The organism is Stenotrophomonas sp. SMYL11, from assembly GCF_036320005.1.
Lineage (GTDB): Bacteria > Pseudomonadota > Gammaproteobacteria > Xanthomonadales > Xanthomonadaceae > Stenotrophomonas > Stenotrophomonas maltophilia_A.
Map to the genome: position 1 here is coordinate 382,875 of NZ_JAWIRS010000002.1, position 19,490 is coordinate 402,364.

General features: G+C 66.8%; 24 protein-coding genes. 16 read left to right on the forward strand and 8 right to left on the reverse strand.

Annotation, left to right across the window (positions count from 1 at the left end; all coding sequences use genetic code 11):
* Positions 1–164 precede the first annotated feature (164 nt).
* A complete protein-coding gene (locus tag V3B46_RS05670; protein WP_329891342.1) occupies positions 165–611 on the reverse strand; it encodes a copper chaperone PCu(A)C in 447 nt (148 codons plus the stop codon).
* A gap of 34 nt (positions 612–645) precedes the next feature.
* On the opposite strand from V3B46_RS05670, the gene V3B46_RS05675 reads away from it, so the two are divergent.
* The 4 genes from V3B46_RS05675 (at position 646) to V3B46_RS05690 (ending at position 4,447) form a co-directional block, all read left to right on the forward strand.
* A complete protein-coding gene (locus V3B46_RS05675) occupies positions 646–1,422 on the forward strand; it encodes an enoyl-CoA hydratase/isomerase family protein (RefSeq protein ID WP_032127589.1) in 777 nt (258 codons plus the stop codon).
* Positions 1,423–1,576: 154 nt separating this feature from the next.
* The gene (tesB, locus tag V3B46_RS05680) at positions 1,577–2,497 is read left to right on the forward strand and encodes an acyl-CoA thioesterase II (protein ID WP_004148214.1); all 921 of its coding nucleotides are present in this window, start codon (positions 1,577–1,579) and stop codon (positions 2,495–2,497) included.
* Between the two features lie 4 nt (positions 2,498–2,501).
* Positions 2,502–3,008 (forward strand): pathogenicity-like protein, encoded by a 507-nt coding sequence (locus V3B46_RS05685; protein WP_154262767.1) that lies wholly within the window; start codon positions 2,502–2,504, stop codon positions 3,006–3,008.
* 221 nt (positions 3,009–3,229) lie between these two features.
* Entirely contained in the window at positions 3,230–4,447 is a 1,218-nt protein-coding gene (locus V3B46_RS05690) for an RNA polymerase sigma factor (RefSeq protein ID WP_329891343.1), read from the forward strand.
* Positions 4,448–4,498: 51 nt separating this feature from the next.
* On the opposite strand, the gene V3B46_RS05695 is transcribed toward V3B46_RS05690, so the two are convergent.
* Positions 4,499–5,062: an EF-hand domain-containing protein gene (locus V3B46_RS05695; RefSeq protein WP_329891344.1), complete on the reverse strand. Its 564-nt coding sequence runs from the start codon at positions 5,060–5,062 to the stop codon at positions 4,499–4,501.
* A 156-nt stretch (positions 5,063–5,218) separates the two neighbouring features.
* Between V3B46_RS05695 and V3B46_RS05700 the strand changes: the two genes are divergently transcribed.
* Together V3B46_RS05700 and V3B46_RS05705 are read left to right on the forward strand one after the other, a co-directional pair.
* On the forward strand, positions 5,219–5,974 hold the full coding sequence (locus V3B46_RS05700; RefSeq protein WP_012510405.1) for an arginyltransferase: 756 nt from the start codon (positions 5,219–5,221) through the stop codon (positions 5,972–5,974).
* A 38-nt stretch (positions 5,975–6,012) separates the two neighbouring features.
* Positions 6,013–7,221 carry an endonuclease/exonuclease/phosphatase family protein gene (locus V3B46_RS05705; protein WP_329891345.1) on the forward strand — a complete coding sequence of 403 codons (1,209 nt, stop codon included), beginning with the start codon at positions 6,013–6,015 and terminating at the stop codon, positions 7,219–7,221.
* 113 nt (positions 7,222–7,334) lie between these two features.
* Here V3B46_RS05705 and V3B46_RS05710 read toward each other — a convergent pair whose 3' ends face one another.
* Positions 7,335–7,742 (reverse strand): immunity protein YezG family protein, encoded by a 408-nt coding sequence (locus V3B46_RS05710; RefSeq protein WP_329891346.1) that lies wholly within the window; start codon positions 7,740–7,742, stop codon positions 7,335–7,337.
* Positions 7,743–8,065: 323 nt separating this feature from the next.
* Complete coding sequence (gene purT, locus V3B46_RS05715) at positions 8,066–9,253, reverse strand: formate-dependent phosphoribosylglycinamide formyltransferase (protein ID WP_329891347.1); 1,188 nt, start codon at positions 9,251–9,253, stop codon at positions 8,066–8,068.
* A gap of 137 nt (positions 9,254–9,390) precedes the next feature.
* Here purT and V3B46_RS05720 point away from each other — a divergent pair, with 137 nt between their 5' ends.
* From V3B46_RS05720 to V3B46_RS05740, 5 genes are read left to right on the forward strand one after another with little or no spacing between them, the layout of a single operon-like run.
* Positions 9,391–10,272, forward strand: a complete 882-nt coding sequence (locus tag V3B46_RS05720) for an SPFH domain-containing protein (RefSeq protein WP_032127597.1) — start codon at positions 9,391–9,393, stop codon at positions 10,270–10,272.
* A 45-nt stretch (positions 10,273–10,317) separates the two neighbouring features.
* Positions 10,318–10,497, forward strand: a complete 180-nt coding sequence (locus V3B46_RS05725) for a type II toxin-antitoxin system antitoxin (RefSeq protein ID WP_154262757.1) — start codon at positions 10,318–10,320, stop codon at positions 10,495–10,497.
* Positions 10,494–10,673 (forward strand): DUF4177 domain-containing protein, encoded by a 180-nt coding sequence (locus tag V3B46_RS05730; protein ID WP_329891348.1) that lies wholly within the window; start codon positions 10,494–10,496, stop codon positions 10,671–10,673. The genes V3B46_RS05725 and V3B46_RS05730 overlap by 4 nt, the downstream gene beginning before the upstream one ends.
* A gap of 3 nt (positions 10,674–10,676) precedes the next feature.
* Positions 10,677–11,270: a PH domain-containing protein gene (locus V3B46_RS05735; RefSeq protein ID WP_154262755.1), complete on the forward strand. Its 594-nt coding sequence runs from the start codon at positions 10,677–10,679 to the stop codon at positions 11,268–11,270.
* A gap of 9 nt (positions 11,271–11,279) precedes the next feature.
* Entirely contained in the window at positions 11,280–12,089 is an 810-nt protein-coding gene (locus V3B46_RS05740) for a M15 family metallopeptidase (RefSeq protein ID WP_329891349.1), read from the forward strand.
* Positions 12,090–12,600: 511 nt separating this feature from the next.
* Here V3B46_RS05740 and V3B46_RS05745 read toward each other — a convergent pair.
* The 4 genes from V3B46_RS05745 to V3B46_RS05760 all read right to left on the reverse strand — a co-directional run bounded on the left by V3B46_RS05745 (position 12,601) and on the right by V3B46_RS05760 (position 16,227).
* On the reverse strand, positions 12,601–12,972 hold the full coding sequence (locus V3B46_RS05745; RefSeq protein ID WP_329891350.1) for a DUF423 domain-containing protein: 372 nt from the start codon (positions 12,970–12,972) through the stop codon (positions 12,601–12,603).
* A 103-nt stretch (positions 12,973–13,075) separates the two neighbouring features.
* Positions 13,076–14,149: a polyketide cyclase gene (locus V3B46_RS05750; RefSeq protein ID WP_032127602.1), complete on the reverse strand. Its 1,074-nt coding sequence runs from the start codon at positions 14,147–14,149 to the stop codon at positions 13,076–13,078.
* Positions 14,150–14,383: 234 nt separating this feature from the next.
* On the reverse strand, positions 14,384–15,025 hold the full coding sequence (locus tag V3B46_RS05755) for a response regulator (RefSeq protein ID WP_006424175.1): 642 nt from the start codon (positions 15,023–15,025) through the stop codon (positions 14,384–14,386).
* Entirely contained in the window at positions 15,025–16,227 is a 1,203-nt protein-coding gene (locus V3B46_RS05760) for a sensor histidine kinase (RefSeq protein ID WP_329891351.1), read from the reverse strand. Before V3B46_RS05760 ends, V3B46_RS05755 begins: the two co-directional genes overlap by 1 nt.
* Before the next feature lie 153 nt (positions 16,228–16,380).
* Between V3B46_RS05760 and V3B46_RS05765 the strand changes: the two genes are divergently transcribed.
* From V3B46_RS05765 to V3B46_RS05785, 5 genes are read left to right on the forward strand one after another with little or no spacing between them, the layout of a single operon-like run.
* Entirely contained in the window at positions 16,381–16,977 is a 597-nt protein-coding gene (locus V3B46_RS05765) for a GNAT family N-acetyltransferase (protein ID WP_329891352.1), read from the forward strand.
* A complete protein-coding gene (minC, locus tag V3B46_RS05770) occupies positions 16,923–17,771 on the forward strand; it encodes a septum site-determining protein MinC (RefSeq protein ID WP_050509775.1) in 849 nt (282 codons plus the stop codon). The genes V3B46_RS05765 and minC overlap by 55 nt, the downstream gene beginning before the upstream one ends.
* Before the next feature lie 35 nt (positions 17,772–17,806).
* Positions 17,807–18,616: a septum site-determining protein MinD gene (gene minD, locus V3B46_RS05775; protein WP_010483375.1), complete on the forward strand. Its 810-nt coding sequence runs from the start codon at positions 17,807–17,809 to the stop codon at positions 18,614–18,616.
* Positions 18,617–18,618: 2 nt separating this feature from the next.
* Positions 18,619–18,879, forward strand: coding sequence for a cell division topological specificity factor MinE (gene minE, locus V3B46_RS05780; protein ID WP_004148073.1), 261 nt, complete (start codon positions 18,619–18,621; stop codon positions 18,877–18,879).
* Between the two features lie 46 nt (positions 18,880–18,925).
* Positions 18,926–19,405 carry a hypothetical protein gene (locus tag V3B46_RS05785; protein ID WP_049422782.1) on the forward strand — a complete coding sequence of 160 codons (480 nt, stop codon included), beginning with the start codon at positions 18,926–18,928 and terminating at the stop codon, positions 19,403–19,405.
* The last annotated feature ends 85 nt before the right edge of the window (positions 19,406–19,490 follow it).

The following is a 19,490-nucleotide window of genomic DNA, read 5'->3' on the forward strand; positions in this document are numbered from 1 at the left end:
CCCCCGGCGCCGCGGCGCGGCCCCCGCCGCGGGCCCCCCCCCCCCGGGCCCCCCCCCCCCCCCCCCCCCACTACCGGATATTCCGGTCGCGTCGAGCAAGCTCGACGCTACGACGGCCATCCCAACCCCTTGCTTCAGCAGCAGCGTGCCGTTTCCCCGCGCGCTTACGGCGCGGCCTTGCGCACGGTCAACGTCGCACTCGCTTCGCCGCCGCCTTCCAGCTGCAGCCGCAGCGGCAGCGCCTGCCCTTCCTTCAACGCGCCCTTGCCCTGCATCAGCATCAGGTGCAGGCCACCGGGCTTGAGCTCGGCACGTGCGCCCGGCGCCAACGGCAGTCGCTCGATCGCGCGCATCCGACTGACGCCATCGACGATCGTGGTCTCGTGCAGCGACACATCACCGAAGCTGCTGCTGGCCGCGCCAGTGATCGCAACTGCCTTGCTGCAACCGTTGTGGATCACGCCGTAGCCTGCGGTCATCGGCATCGCCGGATTCGGCGGCAGCCGCGCCCAGCCCTGCTCCACCGTGACGCAGCCCGATTCCGCAGCCGAGGCCGATGCTGCGGCCGCACACAGAACCAACAGTACGCCAACGAATGGTTTGGTTATCATCGCCCAGGTTCCTTCTTCGCAACGAGACCGCAGCATGACGACGCTCATCGAGGTGATCAACCATGGCCCCATCCGCGAACTGCGCCTGGCGCGGCCGCCGGTCAACGCACTGGACACCGAACTGTGCCGGCAGTTGATCCATGCCATCGAGCTGGCCATGGCCGAAGACGCGCACGGCATCGTGCTGTCGGGCAGCGAGCGCATCTTCACCGGCGGCATGGACGTGCCGCACCTGCTCTCGCATGGTGATGACAAGCACAAGTTGTTGGACACCTGGAACGCCTTCTTTGGCGCCGTGCGCACGCTGGCCGAGAGCCGGATCCCGGTGGTCGCGGCGATCACCGGCCACGCCCCGGCGGGCGGCTGCGTGCTGGCCCTGTGCTGCGACTACCGGGTGATGGCGCGCAGCGCCGATCCGTCGCGGCCGTATGCCATCGGCCTGAACGAAGTGCAGGTGGGCCTGATCGCGCCGGAGGGCATCCAGCGCCTTCTGCGCCGCGCGGTGGGCGTGCACCGCGCCGGCGTCCTGCTGACCACCGGTTCGCTGGTGCCGGCCGAACAGGCGCTGCAGATCGGCCTGGTCGATGAACTGGCCGAAGGCGACCTGGTGGTGGCGCGCGCCATCGCCTGGCTGCAGAACCTGCTCAAGCAGCCGCGCCAGCCGATGCTGCTGACCCGCGCGATTGCCCGCGCCGACCTGCACGAAGCCCTGCACCCGGACCTGATCCAGCTCGACCGCTTCGTCGAGGCCTGGTTCGCCCCGGATGCGCAGAACGCCCTGCAGGCGCTGGTCGCCCGCCTCGGCAAGTAAACGGTAGTGCCGGCCGCTGGCCGGCAACCGCAGGTGCCCCAGGAGGATCATGAGGTTGCCGGCCAACGGCCGGCACTACCGATGATGGGCCGGGCTGCACCGGTCGAATCGATGGGCCGGGCTGCACCGGTATAATCGGGCCCTCTTCACTGCTGTGGCCGCCCCCTTGAACGACACGCCCGAACCCGTCGTCTCCGAGCTGATCGACCTGCTCACGCTGGAGCGGCTGGAGGACAACCTGTTCCGCGGGCAGAGCCGCGACATCGGCACCAAGTACGTGTTTGGCGGGCAGGTGCTGGGCCAGGCGCTGGCTGCGGCGCAGGCCACGGTCGACAACGGCCGCCACGTGCACTCGCTGCACGCCTACTTCCTGCGCGCCGGCAACATCGACCACCCCATCGTCTACGACGTGGACCGTACCCGCGACGGCGGCAGCTTCTCGGTGCGCCGGGTTACCGCAATCCAGCACGGCAAGGTGATCTTCTTCTGTGCTGCCTCGTTCCAGCAGGCCGAAACCGGCGCCGAGCACCAGCACAAGATGCCCGAAGTGCCGCAACCGGAAGACATCGAGCCGAACCGTCCGCTGCCGGCCGAGGTGCTGGAGCGGCTCCCGATCAAGGTGCAGCGCTGGCTCTCGCGCGGCGGCCCGTTCGAGTTCCGCCACGTCTACCCGCGCGACGAACTGAACCCGCCCAAGCGCCCGCCCTACCACCAGGTGTGGCTGCGCCTGAGCGAGCCGGTCGGCGATGCCCCGGAGCTGCACCAGGCGCTGCTGGCCTACGCCTCCGACTTCCACCTGCTGGGCACCGCCACGTTCCCCCATGGGATCAGCTACTACCACCCGCACGTGCAGATGGCCTCGCTCGACCACGCGATCTGGTTCCACCGCCCGTTCCGCGCCGACGACTGGCTGCTGTACTCGCTGGACAGCCCCAGCGCGCAGGATTCGCGCGGCCTGGCCCGCGGCCAGTTCTTCACCCGCAACGGCGTACTCGTCGCCAGCACCGCGCAGGAAGGCCTGATCCGCGTGGTTCCCGACCAGGCAGCGGCCGCCGCCGTGCCGGCCAAGGATTGATCCGATGCGCCAGATCTTCAGCAGCCAGCGCGTGGAAACCGTCGAAGGCGTGGCCGAGCTCCTGCGCGAGCATGGCATCGACGTCAAGGTGACCAACGGGCGCTCGTACAAGACCCGTCGCCGCGGCCAGTTCAGCTATACCGACCTGGGCAACGCCAACGCCTACCCGGCGGTGTGGATCGTGCGCGCCGACGACCAGCCGCGCGCGCGCGAAATCCTGCGTGAGGCGCGCCTGCTCGACACTACCCGCCGCGACCATCCGACCGCCGAATTCGCCTTCCGCGACGCGCCGGAACAGGGCAGCGGTGGCCGCAGCTGGGCCTGGCGTATCCGCATCGCCCTGCTGGTGGTGATCGCCGGCGTGGCGCTGGTGATCGGCCTGCGCCATCGCGGCAGCCCGGCGCCGGTCGCACCGGCCCCTGCCCCTCAGGCGAAGCCGCAGCAGGCCCCTGCCCAACCGGCTCCGCCGGAAGAAGAAGAAGTCCGGGTTCGCATCCAGCCCTCCAAGTAAGAGGCGGTGCCGGGCCATGCCCGGCGAGCACAGCGGCCTGGCAGCAAGGCCACGATTTCACCGTAACCCGTCAGGATTGGAGCCCCCTTGTTGTTCAAGGGGGCGCGCCAGCGGCGCGGGGATGAGGTGGAATGCGCGGACCGCAGATGCATCGGCATCTGCGGTCACACTTCGCGCGCGGCTCCGTCTTGGGACACAATCCCAGCAGGAGAGCCGCCGCCATGACGACGTTCGCCGCATCGATCGACCAGACCCTGGAACGCGAACTGCCCGCCGCCGCCAGCGGTTGCCAGCACGCCTATGGCCGCATCGTGCTGGCCTGCCAGAACACGGTTACCGCCATCGCGCTGGCCATCACCCGCGATCGTCAGGCCAGCGAGGACATCGCCCAGGAGGCCTTCGTGAAGGGCTGGCAGCAGCTGCACCAGCTGCGCAGTTCGACCAGTTTCCTGCCCTGGCTGCGGCAGATCACCCGCAACCTGGCCCGCGACTGGCTGCGCGCGCAGCGCGGCCGGCCGCTGACCGGCGAGGCCGCCGAGGTGGCGATGGGCATGGCCGCCGACCCGGCCCCGGGCGCGGCCGACCGCCTGCAACGGGTGGAGGAAGAGATCGCTGCCGAGGACATCATTTCCGCGTTGCCGGCCGACAGCCGCGAAGTGCTGCTGCTGTACTACCGCGAAGGCCAGCGCTCGCAGCAGGTGGCCGACCTGCTTGGGCTCAGCGACGCAGCCGTGCGCAAGCGCCTGTCGCGTGCCCGCGCCCTGGTGCGCGACGGCCTGCTGCAGCGCTTCGGCGAGTTCGCGCGCAGCAGCGCCCCGAGCGCGGCATTCGCCACTGCCGTGGTGTCGATGGTGCTGGTGGCTGCGCCCGGCACGGCCAGTGCTGCGGTGCTGCTCGGCACCGGTGTCGGCATCGGCGGCAGCAAGCTTGGCCTTGGCGGTGCCAGCGCTGCGGGCGGCACCGCGATGGGCTCGCTGACTGCCACGCTGGGCCAGCTGCATGTGCTGCCGGCTGAAAGCTGGGGGGCAGTGATCGGCGGCGTGGTCGGTGGCGCGCTCGGCAGCTATCTCGGCGGACGTTTCCTGCTGTCGTACACCGAAACGGCATCCGAGCGCGCCGACGTGCGCCGCTTCCTCTACCTCAACATCATCACCGGCATGTTCTGGTGCCTGGCGATCCTGCTGGCCGTGATGCTGCAGGCGCCGGTCTGGGCGCAGCTGACGGTGCTGGCGGTAGGCCTGGGCGTGGTCAACTACCAGTGCCTGGTGCCGCTGCAGCGGGTGATGGCACCGATGATCGCGCGCGATTCGGCCCGCCGCGGACGAACCGGCATCAACTGGAAATTTGAATCGATGTACGGCCGCACCGGCATCATCGCGATGAACCTGATGGTGATCGCGCTTGTGGTGTACTCACTGATGCGCGGCGGCCGCCTGTAACGGACAACGCCGGCAGTGCGCCGGCGTTGTCGTCATTCACTGCGTAGAACCTCAGCGCTGCGGCTTCGGCGCCGCGCCGTCACGCGGACCGCCATGACGCGGGCCACCGTGCATCGGGCCCTTGGCGGCATCGAACTCGGCCTTGCTCAGCTGGCCATCCTTGTTGGTGTCGGCGGCGGCGAACCAGGCATCACGACGCTGCTTCATGCGCAGCTCGCGGTCGGCCTTGTCCAGGTAGCCGTCCTTGTTGAGGTCGAGCTGGTCGAAGCGCGCGGCCAGGCGCGGGTCAGCCTTGGCCTCCTCGCGGCTGATGCGGCCGTCCTTGTTGACGCCCAGCTTGGCCCAGCGCTCACCGCCGTGGCCACCACGGCGACCATGCTGCCAGCGCGGCAGCTCATCGCGCGAAAGCTTGCCGTCCTTGTTCTTGTCCAGCTCGTCGAACTTCGCGGCCAGACGCGGGTTGGCAGCGGCCTCGCTGGGGTCGATCACGCCGTCGCCGTTGGTGTCCAGCTTGGCCGGGCGCTGCGCCGGCGTGGCCGGGGTGTCGGCCGCGAGCGCGATACCGGAAGCGGAGGTGCCGAGCAGCAGGGCCAGCAGCAGGGGGGTACGGATCATGGGGTCACTCCTGGGGATGGGAATTGCGTCGGGGCGATCACTTCACCCTCGGGAGACAACAACGCCCGGGCGCGACATCGGTTGACGCCGCTGCCGGTTCCATTCATCCGGCGGACAGTCGCCGCCACTGCGACAGGCTGGGGCTATGCTGTGCCCATGGCGATTCACGGCGACAGAGACGACGAACTGCGACTTTTCCAGACCGGCGAGCACCCCTGCGGGTACTGGTCGGACCGGGTGGCGCGCGACCTGGTGCTGGACCCGCACGATCGCCGCCTTGGCGGCCTGTACCCGCTGGCACTGAGCTGGGGCTTCCGCCGTAGTGGCGACCTGGTGTACCGGCCGCATTGCGCGCACTGCCAGGCATGCGTGGCGGTGCGCATCCCGGTGGCCCGCTTCGCCCCCGACCGCAGCCAGCGCCGCTGTGCCGCCCGCAATGAAGACCTGGAAGTGCGGATCACCGCCGCGACCGCCCGCGACGACCTGTTCGCGCTGTATCACCGCTACCTCACCCATCGCCACGCCAACGGCGGCATGGATGACCATGGCCCGCACGAGTTCGAGCAGTTCCTGATCGGCAGCTGGTCGCACACCCGCTTCATGGAAATGCGCCTGCCCGGCCACGACGGCCAGCCCAGCCAGCTGCTGGGGGTGGCGGTGACCGACGTCACCGAGCACGGCCTGTCGGCGGTCTACACCTTCTTCGACCCGGACCATGCCGCGCGTGGGCTGGGCACCTTCGCGATCCTGCAGCAGATCGAATGGGCCCGCCGCGAGGGCCTGCCGCACGTATACCTGGGCTACTGGATCCGCGGGCATCAGAAGATGGACTACAAACGGCGCTATCGACCGCTGGAAGCCTACGACGGCCGCCGCTGGCACGATTTCGACGACGAACTGGACGGACGCTGACAAACCACTGACACCGGGCCGGGTGCACAATACGGCGCATGAACCTCCGACCCCAGATCCTCGCCCTGGCCCTGCTCTGCGGCGCCACCGCCCCCGCCTTCGCCACGTCCCCTGCGATGACCGAAAAGCCGTCCGCTGCGCTGCGCCTGGCCACTTACAACACCTCGCTGTACTCCGATGAGACCGGTGGCCTGATCAAGGAACTGGAAGGTGACAGCGAGCACGCGCGCAAGATCGCCGCGGTGCTGCAGCAGACGCGCCCGGACCTGGTGCTGCTGAACGAATTCGATTTCGACGACGCCCACCGCGCCGCCGACCTGTTCCAGAAACGCTACCTGGAAGTGGCCCAGCCCGGCGGCGGCAAGCCGCTGCACTTCGCCTACCGCTACCTGGCCCCGGTCAACACTGGCGTGCCCAGCGGCCTGGACCTTGACAACAACGGCGTGGTCGGCGGCGAAGGCCGCAGCCGCGGCAACGATGCCTGGGGCTACGGCCTGCACCCGGGCCAGTACGGCATGCTGGTGCTGTCGCGCTACCCGATCGATGAGGCCAAGGTGCGCAGCTTCCAGCTGCTGAAGTGGAGCGCGATGCCGGGCGCGATCCGTCCGGTCGACCCGCGCACCGGCAAGAGCTTCTACAACGACCATGTGTGGTCGCAGCTGCGGCTGTCGTCGAAGTCGCATTGGGACGTGCCGGTGAAGACCCCGGCCGGCGTGGTGCACGCGCTGGTCTCGCACCCGACCCCGCCAGTGTTCGATGGCCCGGAAAAGCGCAACGCCGCGCGCAACCACGACGAACTGCGCCTGTGGCAGGAATACCTGTCCAAGGGTGACAAGCCGTGGCTGTGCGACGACAAGGGCCAGTGCGGAGGCCTGGCGCAGGACGCGCGCTTCGTGATCCTTGGCGACCTCAACAACGACCCGGTCGACGGCGATGGCCGCCATGAGGCGATCGTCGAACTGATCGAGAACGCCCGCGTACTGCGCTACCCCACCCCGCGCAGCGTCGGTGGCGAGCAGACCAGCCTGGCCTATGCGGCCAAGGGCATCGAGCGCAAGGGCGCACCGTTCCACGCCACCGGTGATTTCGGCCCGAAGTCCGGCACCATGCGCCTGGACTACGTGCTGCCCTCGACCGGTTTCGAGTACGTCGGCAGCGGCATCTTCTGGCCGGCCAATGAAAGCCCGGAAGCGAAAATCGCCGACGCCAGCGACCATCACCTGGTGTGGGTGGATGTAAAGCCGTAACCGGTATCGATGGGGTACCGACCAACGGTCGGTACCCACCTGAATTCGGCCTCCGCGTGCCAAGTACCCTGTAGAGCCGAGCCATGCTCGGCTGCTTCAACCAACCAGGCTCACTAGCCCTGCCAGTCTATCTGCGCCCCTGCTCCAAGGTAGCGATCCTGCCAAGCCTGTTCCCGGCCCAGGGAATCGATGAACGCTTCTTCAGATAGTGGCTCATATCCGAGCTCGATCTCCATCTTGTTCTCTGGATCCAGATGAAACGTCAAACTTGTCCAGAGTGCATGGTGCCATTGCGAAAAGAGCTGATGCATCTCCAGAAGCGCTGCTTCCGCAGCATCTGGAAGCTCTAGATGGCCGTATGAGCCTGACGGCTTGCGGTAGAACGCCCAACCCGACCAAGCATTCTTGATGATCTCGAAGTTCAACCAGATTCCGCACTGGTCAGTAGGTACGGCATCAATCAGTGATTGGCCAATTCGGTGATACAAGGCAGGTAGCGCTGATGTAAGCCGCTCGTCCAAGCCTTCTCCTGAGGTGTCTTTGGCATTCATCCGACAGAAGATAAAGCACGCAGGATTCTGACGCTCAATCAGATGTCGCTTTCAGCTCGCTTGCCTGGCGTAAATTACAAGTGGTCTTGTATCAGGCCTGCTGCAGGCTCGCCCCAGCCACCAACAGCAATCCATCAACCCATTGCTCACAGTGGAGAATGTGGGCCATTCGGCGGGCTGAAAGCGTCATCCAGGAAAGCCGCCGCATGGCTCTGCTTTACAGAGGATCGGTACCGACCAACGGTCGGTACCTAACGGGATGCGGCCGCCGGGCATGGCCCGGCGCTATCGGTTTACGGGCGCAGTTCGACGCCGATCGCTTCGGCGGCATCACGCGCAATGGCACGCGCTTCGTCGATGGTTTCCGCGCGTGCCAGGGTCACACCGACGCGGCGGTGGCCATGCACGCTCGGCTTGCCGAACAGGCGCACGGCGGTGTCCGGCACCTGCAGTGCGGCGGCGACGTTGTTGAAGTACGGCACGCCCTCGCCATGCGCCAGCAGCGCGCACGAGGCCGACGGCCCGCTCTGGCGGATCACCGGGATCGGCAGGCCGAGGATCGCGCGCGCGTGCAGCGCGAACTCGCTCAGTTCCTGCGAAACAAGCGTCACCAGGCCGGTGTCGTGCGGGCGCGGCGACACTTCGCTGAACCACACCTCGTCGCCCTTCACGAACAGCTCGACACCGAACAGGCCCCAGCCACCGAGGTCATCGGTGATCGCGCGCGAAATCTCTTCGGCACGCGCCAGTGCCGCGCTCGACATCGGCTGCGGCTGCCAGCTTTCGCGATAATCGCCGTCCTTCTGCAGATGGCCGATCGGCGCGCAGAACGAGGTGCCGCCGGCATGGCGCACGGTCAGCAGGGTGATCTCGTAGTCGAAATCGATGAAACCTTCGACGATGCAGCGGCCGGCACCGGCGCGGCCACCGGTCTGCGCATAGTCCCAGGCGGGTGCGATGTCCGCCTCGCTGCGCAGGGTGCTTTGGCCCTTGCCCGAGGAGGACATCACCGGCTTGACCACGCACGGCAGGCCGATGGCGGCCACGGCGGCACGGTATTCGGCTTCGGTATCGACGAAGCGGTACGGCGAGGTCGGCAGGCCCAGGGTCTCGGCGGCCAGGCGGCGGATCCCTTCGCGGTCCATGGTCAGGCGTGCGGCACGCGCGGTCGGGATCACCCGCAGGCCATGCTCCTGTTCCAGCTGGACCAGGGTCTCGGTATGGATGGCCTCGATCTCCGGTACCACCAAGTGCGGCTGCTCCTGGGCGATCAGGGCACGCAGGGCCATCGCATCGAGCATGTCGATCACGTGCGAGCGGTGCGCGACCTGCATGGCCGGGGCATCGGCATAGCGGTCGGCGGCGATCACTTCCACGCCCAGCCGCTGCAGCTCGATGGCCACCTCCTTGCCGAGTTCGCCCGAGCCGAGCAGCAGCACGCGGGTGGCGGAGGGAGACAACGGAGTTCCAAGCTTGGCCATGGCGGTTCCAGCAGCGATGTGAAGGGGGGTGGGCATTCTAGCTGGCCGGGCACCCAGGCCATGGCATCCGACGAACGGTCACCCAGATGTGATATCACTTTGATATCTTCATTTTGAACCCTCAAGGACGTACCGCCATGAAAGAGAAGTCGCTGTCTTCGCTCAACGGCCTCGGCACGCTGGCCGGCGCCCTGCTTGTCGCCCTCGCCGGCGGCGCCCTGTTCGTACTGGGGGTAGCAGCCAAGGCCAGCACCGGTTCCCCCAACCTGCTGCTGATGCTGGCCGGCATCCTGGTGGCGGCGCTGGCGATCTTCGCCCTGGCCGGCCTGTACACGGTCCAGCCCAACCAGGCGGCGGTGCTGAGCCTGTTCGGCAAATACGTGGGCACCGTGAAGGACAACGGCCTGCGCTGGAACAACCCCTTCTACGCCAAGCGCCGGGTCAGCCAGCGCGTGCGCAACTTCGAGAGCGGCAAGCTGAAGGTCAACGAGCTGGACGGCAGCCCGATCGAGATCGCCGCGGTCATCGTCTGGCAGGTGGTCGATGCCTCCGAGGCGGTCTACAACGTGGACGACTACGAGAGCTTCGTGCACATCCAGTCCGAATCGGCGCTGCGCGCGATGGCCACCAGCTACCCCTACGACCAGCATGAGGATGGCCAGCTGGCACTGCGCAGTCATGCCAGCGAGATCTCCCAGCACCTGAAGAACGAACTGGCCGAGCGCCTGGCCGATGCCGGTGTGCAGGTCATCGACGCACGCATCAGCCATCTCGCCTACGCCGCCGAAATCGCCCAGGCGATGCTGCAGCGGCAGCAGGCCAACGCGGTGATCGCCGCACGCACGCGCATCGTTGCCGGTGCGGTCGGCATGGTCGAGATGGCCCTGGCCGAACTGCAGAAGAACGGCGTGGTGCAGCTGGACGAGGAACGCAAGGCGCACATGGTCAGCAACCTGCTGACCGTGCTGTGCTCGGATCGCGGCACCCAGCCGATCGTCAACGCTGGCTCCCTGTACTGAACCACCCTCGCAACGGGGCGCCCCACCGCCCCGCCAGGAGTTTTCATGAGTGAGAAGAAAGCCTATCCGCTGCGCATCAACGCCGACGTCCTGGCTGCGGCACAGCGCTGGGCTGACGACGAACTGCGCAGCCTGAACGCACAGATCGAATACGTACTGCGCGACGCATTGCGCAAGGCAGGACGCCTGCCAAAACCCAAGCCATCGCCGGAGGACCAGGAATGAGCAAGCGCTGGAGCTACCAGACCATCGAGATCAAGACGTCCATGATGGGCGTGCTCAAGCCAGAAGACGTGCAGACAGAACTCAGCCGCCAGGGCCAGCTGGGCTGGGAGCTGGTGAACGTCATCATCCCGGCGCCGATGTGCCCGGCGATGCTGGTGTTCAAGAAGGAAGCCTGAACCATGGGCGCCAGCGACCCGAAACAGTACGAGGTAGCCGAGAGTTCGCCATTGCGGGTGCTGTGGATCGTGCTGCCGCTGCTGGCTGCCTTCGTGGCCTGCCTGTATGCGCAGCTGTATAAAGCACCGGCGAACGCACCCTGGATCGAAGTAACGCTGTCGCCGCCCTGGTTCCGGATGGGCGGCAGTGCGGCATGGAGCCTGATCGTCATCGCTGTACTCGCTGTCGGGCTGGGGGCCGCATTCTTCCGCCGCCGGGTGGAGCTGGCCGGCAACGTGCTGGACGTGCGCTCGACGATGTATCGGCGGCGCGTGCCGGTGGCGCAGCTGCGGCTGGACCAGGCCGAGGTGGTCGACCTGCAGCGTGACCGCCGCTATGGCATCCGTGTCAAAACCAATGGCTATTCAATGCCGGGCTTCTACTCGGGCCACTTCCGCCTGCAGGGTGGCGGCAAGGGCTTCGCGCTGGTCACCGACCGTGCGCGTGTCCTCGCCCTGCCGGTCAGTGATGGCAGCACGCTGCTGCTCAGCGTGGATCGGCCGCAGGCGCTGCTCGATGCGCTGCGCAAGGTGGCCGCATCGGCGCCACGGCAGTAAGCTGCGGCGATGCAACGACGCCCGCCCCTGCTGATCAATACCGAGGCCATCGAACTGTGGCCTGCCGACCTGCTGCGCGCGCGCAGCAACCTGGATGCACGCCTGCTGTCACAGGCGCGTTGGGTGCTGCGACGCAAGCGCGACGGCCGCTATCTGGCGGCCGTACTGCCGCACGGCGTGCATTCGATGGTGCCGCGCCTGCCGCGCGAGCCCGGGGTCGAGGATGCACTGGCGCTGCTCGACGCGATGGCGGCGCGCCCGTTTGGCGCCGGACTGGAAGATCAGTGGCTGCCGCTGGCCGGGCTGCAGCAGCGTCTGCAGCAGCTCGGCCTGGACCCGCAGCGCTACGCCGACGACAGCGGCCTGCCACTGGAACCCGAACCCTGCCTGCTGCATTTTGCCGGCCGCGATCGCTTCGCCCGCCCGCTATGGCTGCGCCGTGGCGCCGCGCAGGGCTGGCGACGGATGCGCCTACACGCAGCACAGGATGGCATTGCGCTGGACGCCATCTCCGGCTTCCGCAGCCATGCCTACCAGTTGGGCATCTTCGAACGGAAACTGGCGCGCGGCTTGAGCGTGGCGGAGATCCTGAAGGTCAATGCCGCCCCGGGTTTCAGCGAACACCACAGCGGCCACGCGCTGGACATCGGCACACCGGGCGATGCCCCGGCCGAAGAATCGTTCGAAGCCACTGACGCCTTCGCGTGGCTGCGGGCCCATGCCAGCACGCACGGCTTCCAGCTGAGCTACCCGCGCGACAACCCGCACGGCATCGTCTACGAACCCTGGCACTGGTGCTGGAAACCCGCCAACGGCTGAGCCCCTCGTGGCGGCTGCACGGCGAAATTCATGGAGCTGACCGGGCGGGTAGGCTGGGCAGGGGACGCCGTGAATCCGTCCCTGGAGGCTTAGCCGCGCCATCCATGGCGCGGATACCCCTGCCCAGCCCACCCGCCCGGCCTCTGACAGTTTCCGCGTGCGTCCGCCACGGAATGGAACAAGAGAGCAAAGACAAAAGCGGGTCGCTTCGCTCGAAGCCTCTACAACGGATCAGCGTGCAGCTGTTGGGTCCGCCTTCAAGCGAGCCGAGCACCGCAGGTCCGGCGAGGGCGAAGAGGTGCGTGCGATTTTGTAGAGCCGAGCCATGCTCGGCTGCTCTCCGCACCGCCCCTCGACGGGCCGAGGAGCACAGGGGACCGGTGCGCAGCACCGGCTCGCGGTCGGCGGCGCGTTTCTTTTGGTTACTTTTCTTTTCGCGCGAAAAGAAAAGTAACGCCCATGAACCATCACGATCGCATCGGCATGGATCGGAGCGAGAGCCCTGCGACCCTCACCGCCTCAACGCATTGATCGCCAGCAGCACCCATCCGGCCATCATGCTGGTGCCACCGATCGGTGCCATCCGCGTCGCCCACTGCCACAACGCACCGCCCACCAGGCTGCCGGAAAACAGCAGCACGCCCAGCAGCAGCACGTACAGCGCCAGATGCGCGATCGCGCCCTGCGCGCGCGGCCCGAGCGCCACCAGTACCGCGCCATGCGCGAACGCATATAGCGCCGCCATGTTCAGATGCTGCTGCGCCAGCGGGTCGGCCACACCGTGCGACGCATAGGCCGACAGGCCGATCGAGGCGGCGGCCAGCAGCGCCCCCAGGCAGGCCAGCAGTGATGGCTTACGTGCGCGACGTTCGAGATTGAACATGTGGGCTCCTTGCGCAGCGCCCTTGCCGGGCGCCAGATGAAAAAAAACGCGCCGCAATGAGCGGCGCGTTTTCGTGTCCAACACTACATGGGTCAGCCGAGGCTTACTTGACGGCCCAGTAGATGTCGTAGGTCGCTTCCGGGGTGAACGACTTGTCCAGACCGTCCTTCCAGGTTTCGTACGGGCGATCGACCACTTCCGAACCGTTGGTCACAGCCCAGGCACGCAGGCCGTTGCGGGCCACGTCCAGACCCGCCATGTGGCCGGTGTAGGCGGCATGCGCCGAACGGTGCGGGGCCACGTGCACGTACTTGACCGGAGCGCCGCCATCGATCTTGACCGTCAGCTCTTCAGCGGTGGCACCTTCAGCACCCTTCTTCTTCACCGGCTGGGCGATGTCGAAGGCGTACTTCTCCTGACCAAAATCGGTGGTGATGATGCGGAACGGACCGGCGGCTTCAAGGCCATTGGCCTCCATCACGCGCTTGATCCACTCCTGGTTGTCCTTGATGGACTTGGTGATCGTGTCCTGACCGCGGTCCACGTTACCGGCGTTGACGACCAGCAGGTCTTCAGCCGGCACATTGACGATGGCCAGATCGGTCAGCGGGGCTTCCGGGGTGCGGTAGTCCACGTTCGGGACGCTGGCCAGCATGTTGGCCATACGCGACAGACCCATCTTGATGTCGTCGCCGATCTGGCGGCTGACATACAGGCCTGCATAACGACCGAACAGGTCGAAGCCGTACTTCACCGAGTAGTCCTGGGTGATCTTGACGTTGCGGCCACCCTTGCCGGTCGGCTCCAGCGTGAAGGTGGTGATCTTGTCGTGACCCTTGGTGGCGTCATCGATGGCGATCGCAACACGCTTGTTCTCTTCGGCTTCGGTGATCTTCCAGGAACCGGTGCCCAGGTCCTTGGAGGTGAAGTCGAGAGTGGCACCGACGCCGGAGGCCGGGCCGGACAGCTTCAGTTCAACGGCGGGATCGCGCAGTACCAGCGGGTTCCAGTCCTTGAAGCGGCGCAGGCTGCTGACCGTGTCGTACACGATCGTCATCTTGCGGTTGGTCTCGATGCTTTCGGTGATGTGACGCTCGCCCGGCAGACATACGCCAATGATGACGAACAGGCCAGCCACGATCCCCAAGGCGATCAGGAACTCGATAATACGGGTCATTCAGAGAGTCTCCGGGGCCGATCCCACGGCCGGGTTGATTGAAGCGAAGCGCCAATCCTAGCAGGCTTCGCGGGCATTGTTTATCGGGATTGGCGCACCGGTTTCCCTGCCGGCTGCGTATTTGTATGGACAAAGAATTCGAAGGGTACCGCATACCGATACCCGTGAAGTAGGGGGCAACCCCACCCGAGGGCCATGACTGGGCCTCAAGTCATTGTCCTGAAAAGGTTTTCCTCAGACCAGCTGGAGTTCGAACGCCTTCAGTACGGCGCGCGTACGGTCGCGCACGCCCAGCTTGGACAGGATGTTGGACACATGGTTCTTGATGGTGCCTTCGGCCACACCCAGCGAGTTGGCGATCTCCTTGTTGGAGAAGCCACTGGCCATCAGCCGCAGGATCTCGGTCTCGCGGTCGGTCAGCGGGTCCGGGCGGTCCAGGCTGACGAACTCGTTGCGCATGTGCTCCAGGCCGGACAGCAGGCGCTGGGTCACGGCCGGCTGCACCAGCGAACCGCCGTCGGCCACGGTGCGGATGGCACCGACCAGCTGCGCCAGGGTCACGTCCTTGAGCAGGTAGCCCTTGGCGCCGGCCTTGAGCCCGGCCAGCACCAGCTGGTCGTCGTCGAAGGTGGTGAGGATGATGGTCGGTGGCAGCTGCTCCTGGCGCGACAGCACCTGCAGCGCTTCCAGCCCGGACATCACCGGCATGCGCATGTCCATCAGCACCACGTCGGGACGCACCTGCGGTATCAGCTCGACCGCCTGCCGGCCATCGCCGGCCTCGGCCACCACCTCGATACCGTCGTCGAGCGCCAGCAGGGAGCGGATTCCCTGCCGCACCAGGGTTTGGTCGTCGACCAGGCAGACGCGAATCATCAACGCACTCCTTCAGGAACCTTGGTAAGGGCGGCCACCAGCACCGTTGCCGGCACCGTCGCCCGCAGCCGGAAGCCTTCACCGGGACGGGTTTCGACCTGCAGCTGGCCACCACATTGTTGCAGGCGCTCGCGCATGCCGCGCAAGCCATTGCCCACATTGACCATATCCGCGCCGACGCCGTCGTCGCGGGCCTCCACCACCACCCGGTCGGGGGCTTCACGGTACACCTTGATCCACAGGTGGCGGGCGCCGGCATGGCGCACCGCGTTGGTGATGATCTCCTGGGTACAGCGCAGCAGCACGTGGGCCCGCTGCGGGTCCTCCACGTTCAGCGGATCCTCGATCTCCAGCTGGATGTCCAGCGAGGGCACGTTCTCGGTCAGCGGCCGCAGCGCCGCCGCCAGATCGATGGCGCCGGTCTCGCGCAGCTGGCTGACCACCTCACGCACGTTGCCCAGCAGCAGCTTGGCCAAGGCATGCGAGCGCTTCACGTGGTCCAGCGCCTGGCCCTCGGCCAGGTGGCCAGCCACTTCGAGGTTCAGGCTCAGTGCGGTCAGCTGATGCCCCAGAAGATCGTGCAGCTCACGTGAAATGCGGGTTCGCTCGTTGACGCGGGCGCTTTCGGCCAGCAGGGCGCGGGTGGCACGCAGCTCCGAATTGAGCCTGCGCTGCTCGTCGCGGGCCTGGGTCTGCTGTCTCGCGACAAGGCTGGTCACGAAGATGAACATGGAAAAGCCGCCATACAGCAGCGATTGCATCACGGCTTCGAACAGCGGGAAGTTCAGCAGTATGTAATAGACCGGAGCCACCGCCAGCTGGCTGACCAGCAGCCACAGCACGCACAGACGCGCCGACAGCATCCACGGAATGACGCCGGCAGCCACCATCATCAGGATGCTGCCCAGGCCCGAACCACTGAGGAAACTGACGCCCAGCGCCGAAACAGTCAGCAGCAGCAGCAGGCCGCGGTCCAGCCAGGTGGTGTGACTGTCGCTGTCACTGCGCAGGAGGCGGGTCAGCCAGTAGTACGCGGCGCCGAAGGACAGATAGGCGACGAACAACAGGATCGCCCAGCTGCCCATATCGCTGCGGCTGTGCAGGTTCTCGAATTGCGAGTACGCCAGTGGCAGGCCGACCATGACCCAGGTAAACAGGCCGGCCAGACGGAGGACGCGGGTATGGCTGAGGACTCCCAACATGCCAGCACTCTACGGGCCCGGCCCGCGTCGCGCACTCCCACGGAAGTCATGCATCCGAGGTCCCCTGTTCATGCCGCAGCCCACCCCGGGCATGCAATAATCGTGCGCAGGGTCCAATTTGACGGACCAACCGCGTTACCCCACGGAGTCACAATGTCGATTGTCATCCGCGACGTGCGCGAGCACGAGCTCGATTCCGTCCTGGCTTTGAACAACAACGCTGGCCTGGCCATCCTTCCCCTGGATGCGGCCCGCCTGCGCCTGTTCTACGAAACCGCTGAGTATTTCCGCGTCGCCGAGCGCGACGGCAACCTGGCCGGCTTCCTGATCGGCTTCGGCAGCGACAGCCAGCACGACAGCAGCAACTTCGCCTGGTTCAAGCAGCAGCTGGACACCCCGTTCTTCTATATCGACCGCATCGTGGTCGCCAGCCGCCGTCGTGGCGGTGGCGTCGGCCGTGCGTTCTATGCCGACGCGCAGAGCTTTGCCGAGCTGCGCTACCCGCAGATGACCTGCGAAGTCTTCCTCGACCATGGCGCCGATGCCGCCCTGCTCTTCCACGGCAGCTTCGGCTTCCGCGAGCTGGGCCAGAACACCATGCCGCAGGTCGACGTGCGCGCCAGCATGCTGGCCAAGGAACTGTGCAGCTACCCGTGGGTCCAGGAGACCTACGGCGGCAAGCTGCCGGATGTGGCATGGACACGTGCCCGGCATCTGCCGGCGCAGGTACAGCGGCCGACGGGGACCTGAGCGTGGCGGTGAATTTCGATTACGAACAGGCCGGTGAACTGAAGATCGGCCAGGTGGGCATCGCCAACCTGCGCATCCGTACCCTTGATGTCGAACGCCTCGTGCAGGAAATGCGCGAACGCGTCACCCGTGCGCCGAAACTGTTCGGCCGCGCCGCGGTGATCCTCGACTTCGGCGGCCTGAGCCAGGTGCCGGACGTGGCCACCGCGCAGGCGCTGGTCGATGGCCTGCGCAGTGCCGGCGTGCTGCCGGTGGCGCTGGCCTATGGCACCAGCGCGGTCGACCTGCTCTCGCAGCAGCTCGGGCTGCCACTGCTGGCCAAGTTCCGCGCCCAGTACGAGCGTGCCGAGGCCGAGCCGGCCCCGCCGCCGCCGCCCGCGCCGGAACCGCGTCGCGCAGCCCGTGCCGAACCGAAGCCGGCGCCGGCCACGCCGGTGGCCAAGGTTGCCGACGCCGCCGCACCGCAGCCGGGCCGCATGCAGCTGGGCAACGTGCGTTCGGGCCAGCAGCTGTACGCTGAAAACTGCGACCTGACCGTGATGGCCACCGTCGGCGCCGGCGCCGAGGTCATCGCCGATGGCAGCATCCACATCTACGGCACCCTGCGCGGCCGCGCGCTGGCGGGGGCACAGGGCAACACCGCGGCACGCATCTTCTGCCGTGATTTCCATGCGGAACTGGTCGCCATTGCAGGCCACTACAAGGTACTGGACGATGTCCCGGACTCCCTGCGCGGCAAGGCCGTGCAGGTGTGGCTGGAACAGGACCAGATCAAGATCGCTGCGCTGGACTGACGCAGCACCCAAACAGAATCATCAGGAGAAGTCCTTTGGCTGAAATCATCGTAGTCACCTCCGGCAAGGGCGGCGTCGGCAAGACCACTTCCAGCGCGAGCCTGGCCTGCGGCCTGGCACGGCGCGGCAAGAAGGTGGCGGTGATCGACTTCGACGTCGGCCTGCGCAACCTCGACCTGATCATGGGCTGCGAACGCCGCGTGGTGTACGACTTCGTCAACGTCGTGCACGGCGAAGCGACCCTCAAGCAGGCCCTGATCAAGGACAAGCGCTTCGAGAACCTGTACGTGCTGGCCGCCTCGCAGACCCGCGACAAGGACGCACTGACCCAGGAAGGCGTGGGCAAGGTCCTGAAGGACCTGGCCGCCGACGGCTTCGATTACATCATCTGCGACTCCCCGGCCGGCATCGAGAAGGGCGCCTTCCTGGCGATGTACTTCGCCGACCGTGCCGTGGTGGTGGTGAACCCGGAAGTGTCGTCGGTGCGCGACTCGGACCGCATCATCGGCCTGCTCGATTCGAAGACCCACAAGGCCGAGTCCGGCCAGGACGTACCGGCCTTCCTGCTGCTGACCCGCTACACCCCGCTGCGCGTGGAAAGCGGCGAGATGCTCAGCATCGCCGACGTCGAGGAAGTGCTCGGCCTGAAGGCGATTGGCGTGATCCCCGAGTCGGGTGACGTGCTCAACGCCTCCAACAAGGGCGAGCCGGTCATCCTGGATGTCGAGTCCGCCGCCGGCCAGGCCTACGACGACGCCGTCGCGCGCATCCTCGGCGAAGAACGCCCGATGCGCTTCACCAACGTCGAGAAGAAGGGCTTCTTCAGCAAGCTGTTCGGAGGGTAAGCATGGGCCTGTTTGATTTCCTCAAAGCGAAGAAGACCACCGCCGAAACCGCCAAGAACCGCCTGCAGATCATCATCGCGCAGGAACGCAGCAACCGCGGTGGCCCGGACTACCTGCCACTGCTGCAGCGCGAACTGCTGGAAGTGATCAAGAAGTACGTAAACATCGACGTCGATGCAGTGAAGGTCGACCTGGTGAAGGATGGCCAGCACGATGTGCTGGACATCTCCGTGGCGCTGCCTGAAGGCCCGGACAAACCCTGATGCTCTGCCCCGCCCGTGCCTGCACGGGCGGGGCTGCCTGACCCGCATGACCGATACGACAACCGCCGTGGACATCACCTGCGTGGGCGACATCGCCTTCGCTGATGCGCAGTGCCTGCTCGCCGCGCATGGCCTGCAGCTGCACCACGTCGCGGCCGGTGAACCGATTCCCGGCAGCTACTGGGGCGAGCCCGAAGCCGGCATCATCGCCAGCAACGTGTACGTGCGCGATGACACGCCTGTGCACTCGATGCTGCACGAAGCCTGCCATCTGATCGTGCTGCCGCCGGAGCGGCGTGCGCAGGTGCATACCGACGCCACCGACTCGGTCGCCGAGGAAGATGCCACCTGTTACCTGCAGATCGTGCTGGCCGGGCAGCTGCCTGGTGTTGGCAGTGCGCGGTTGATGGCCGACATGGATGCCTGGGGGTATACGTATCGGCTGGGGTCGACACAGGCGTGGTTCGAGCAGGACGCAGAAGACGCGAAGGCGTGGTTGATCGAACGCGGATTGCCGGTGGCGTAACGCATCGGTAGTGGCGGGGGGGGGGGGGGGGCCCGCGGCGGGGGGGCGGGGGGGGGAGGGGGGGGGGGCGCGCGCGGGGCGCCCC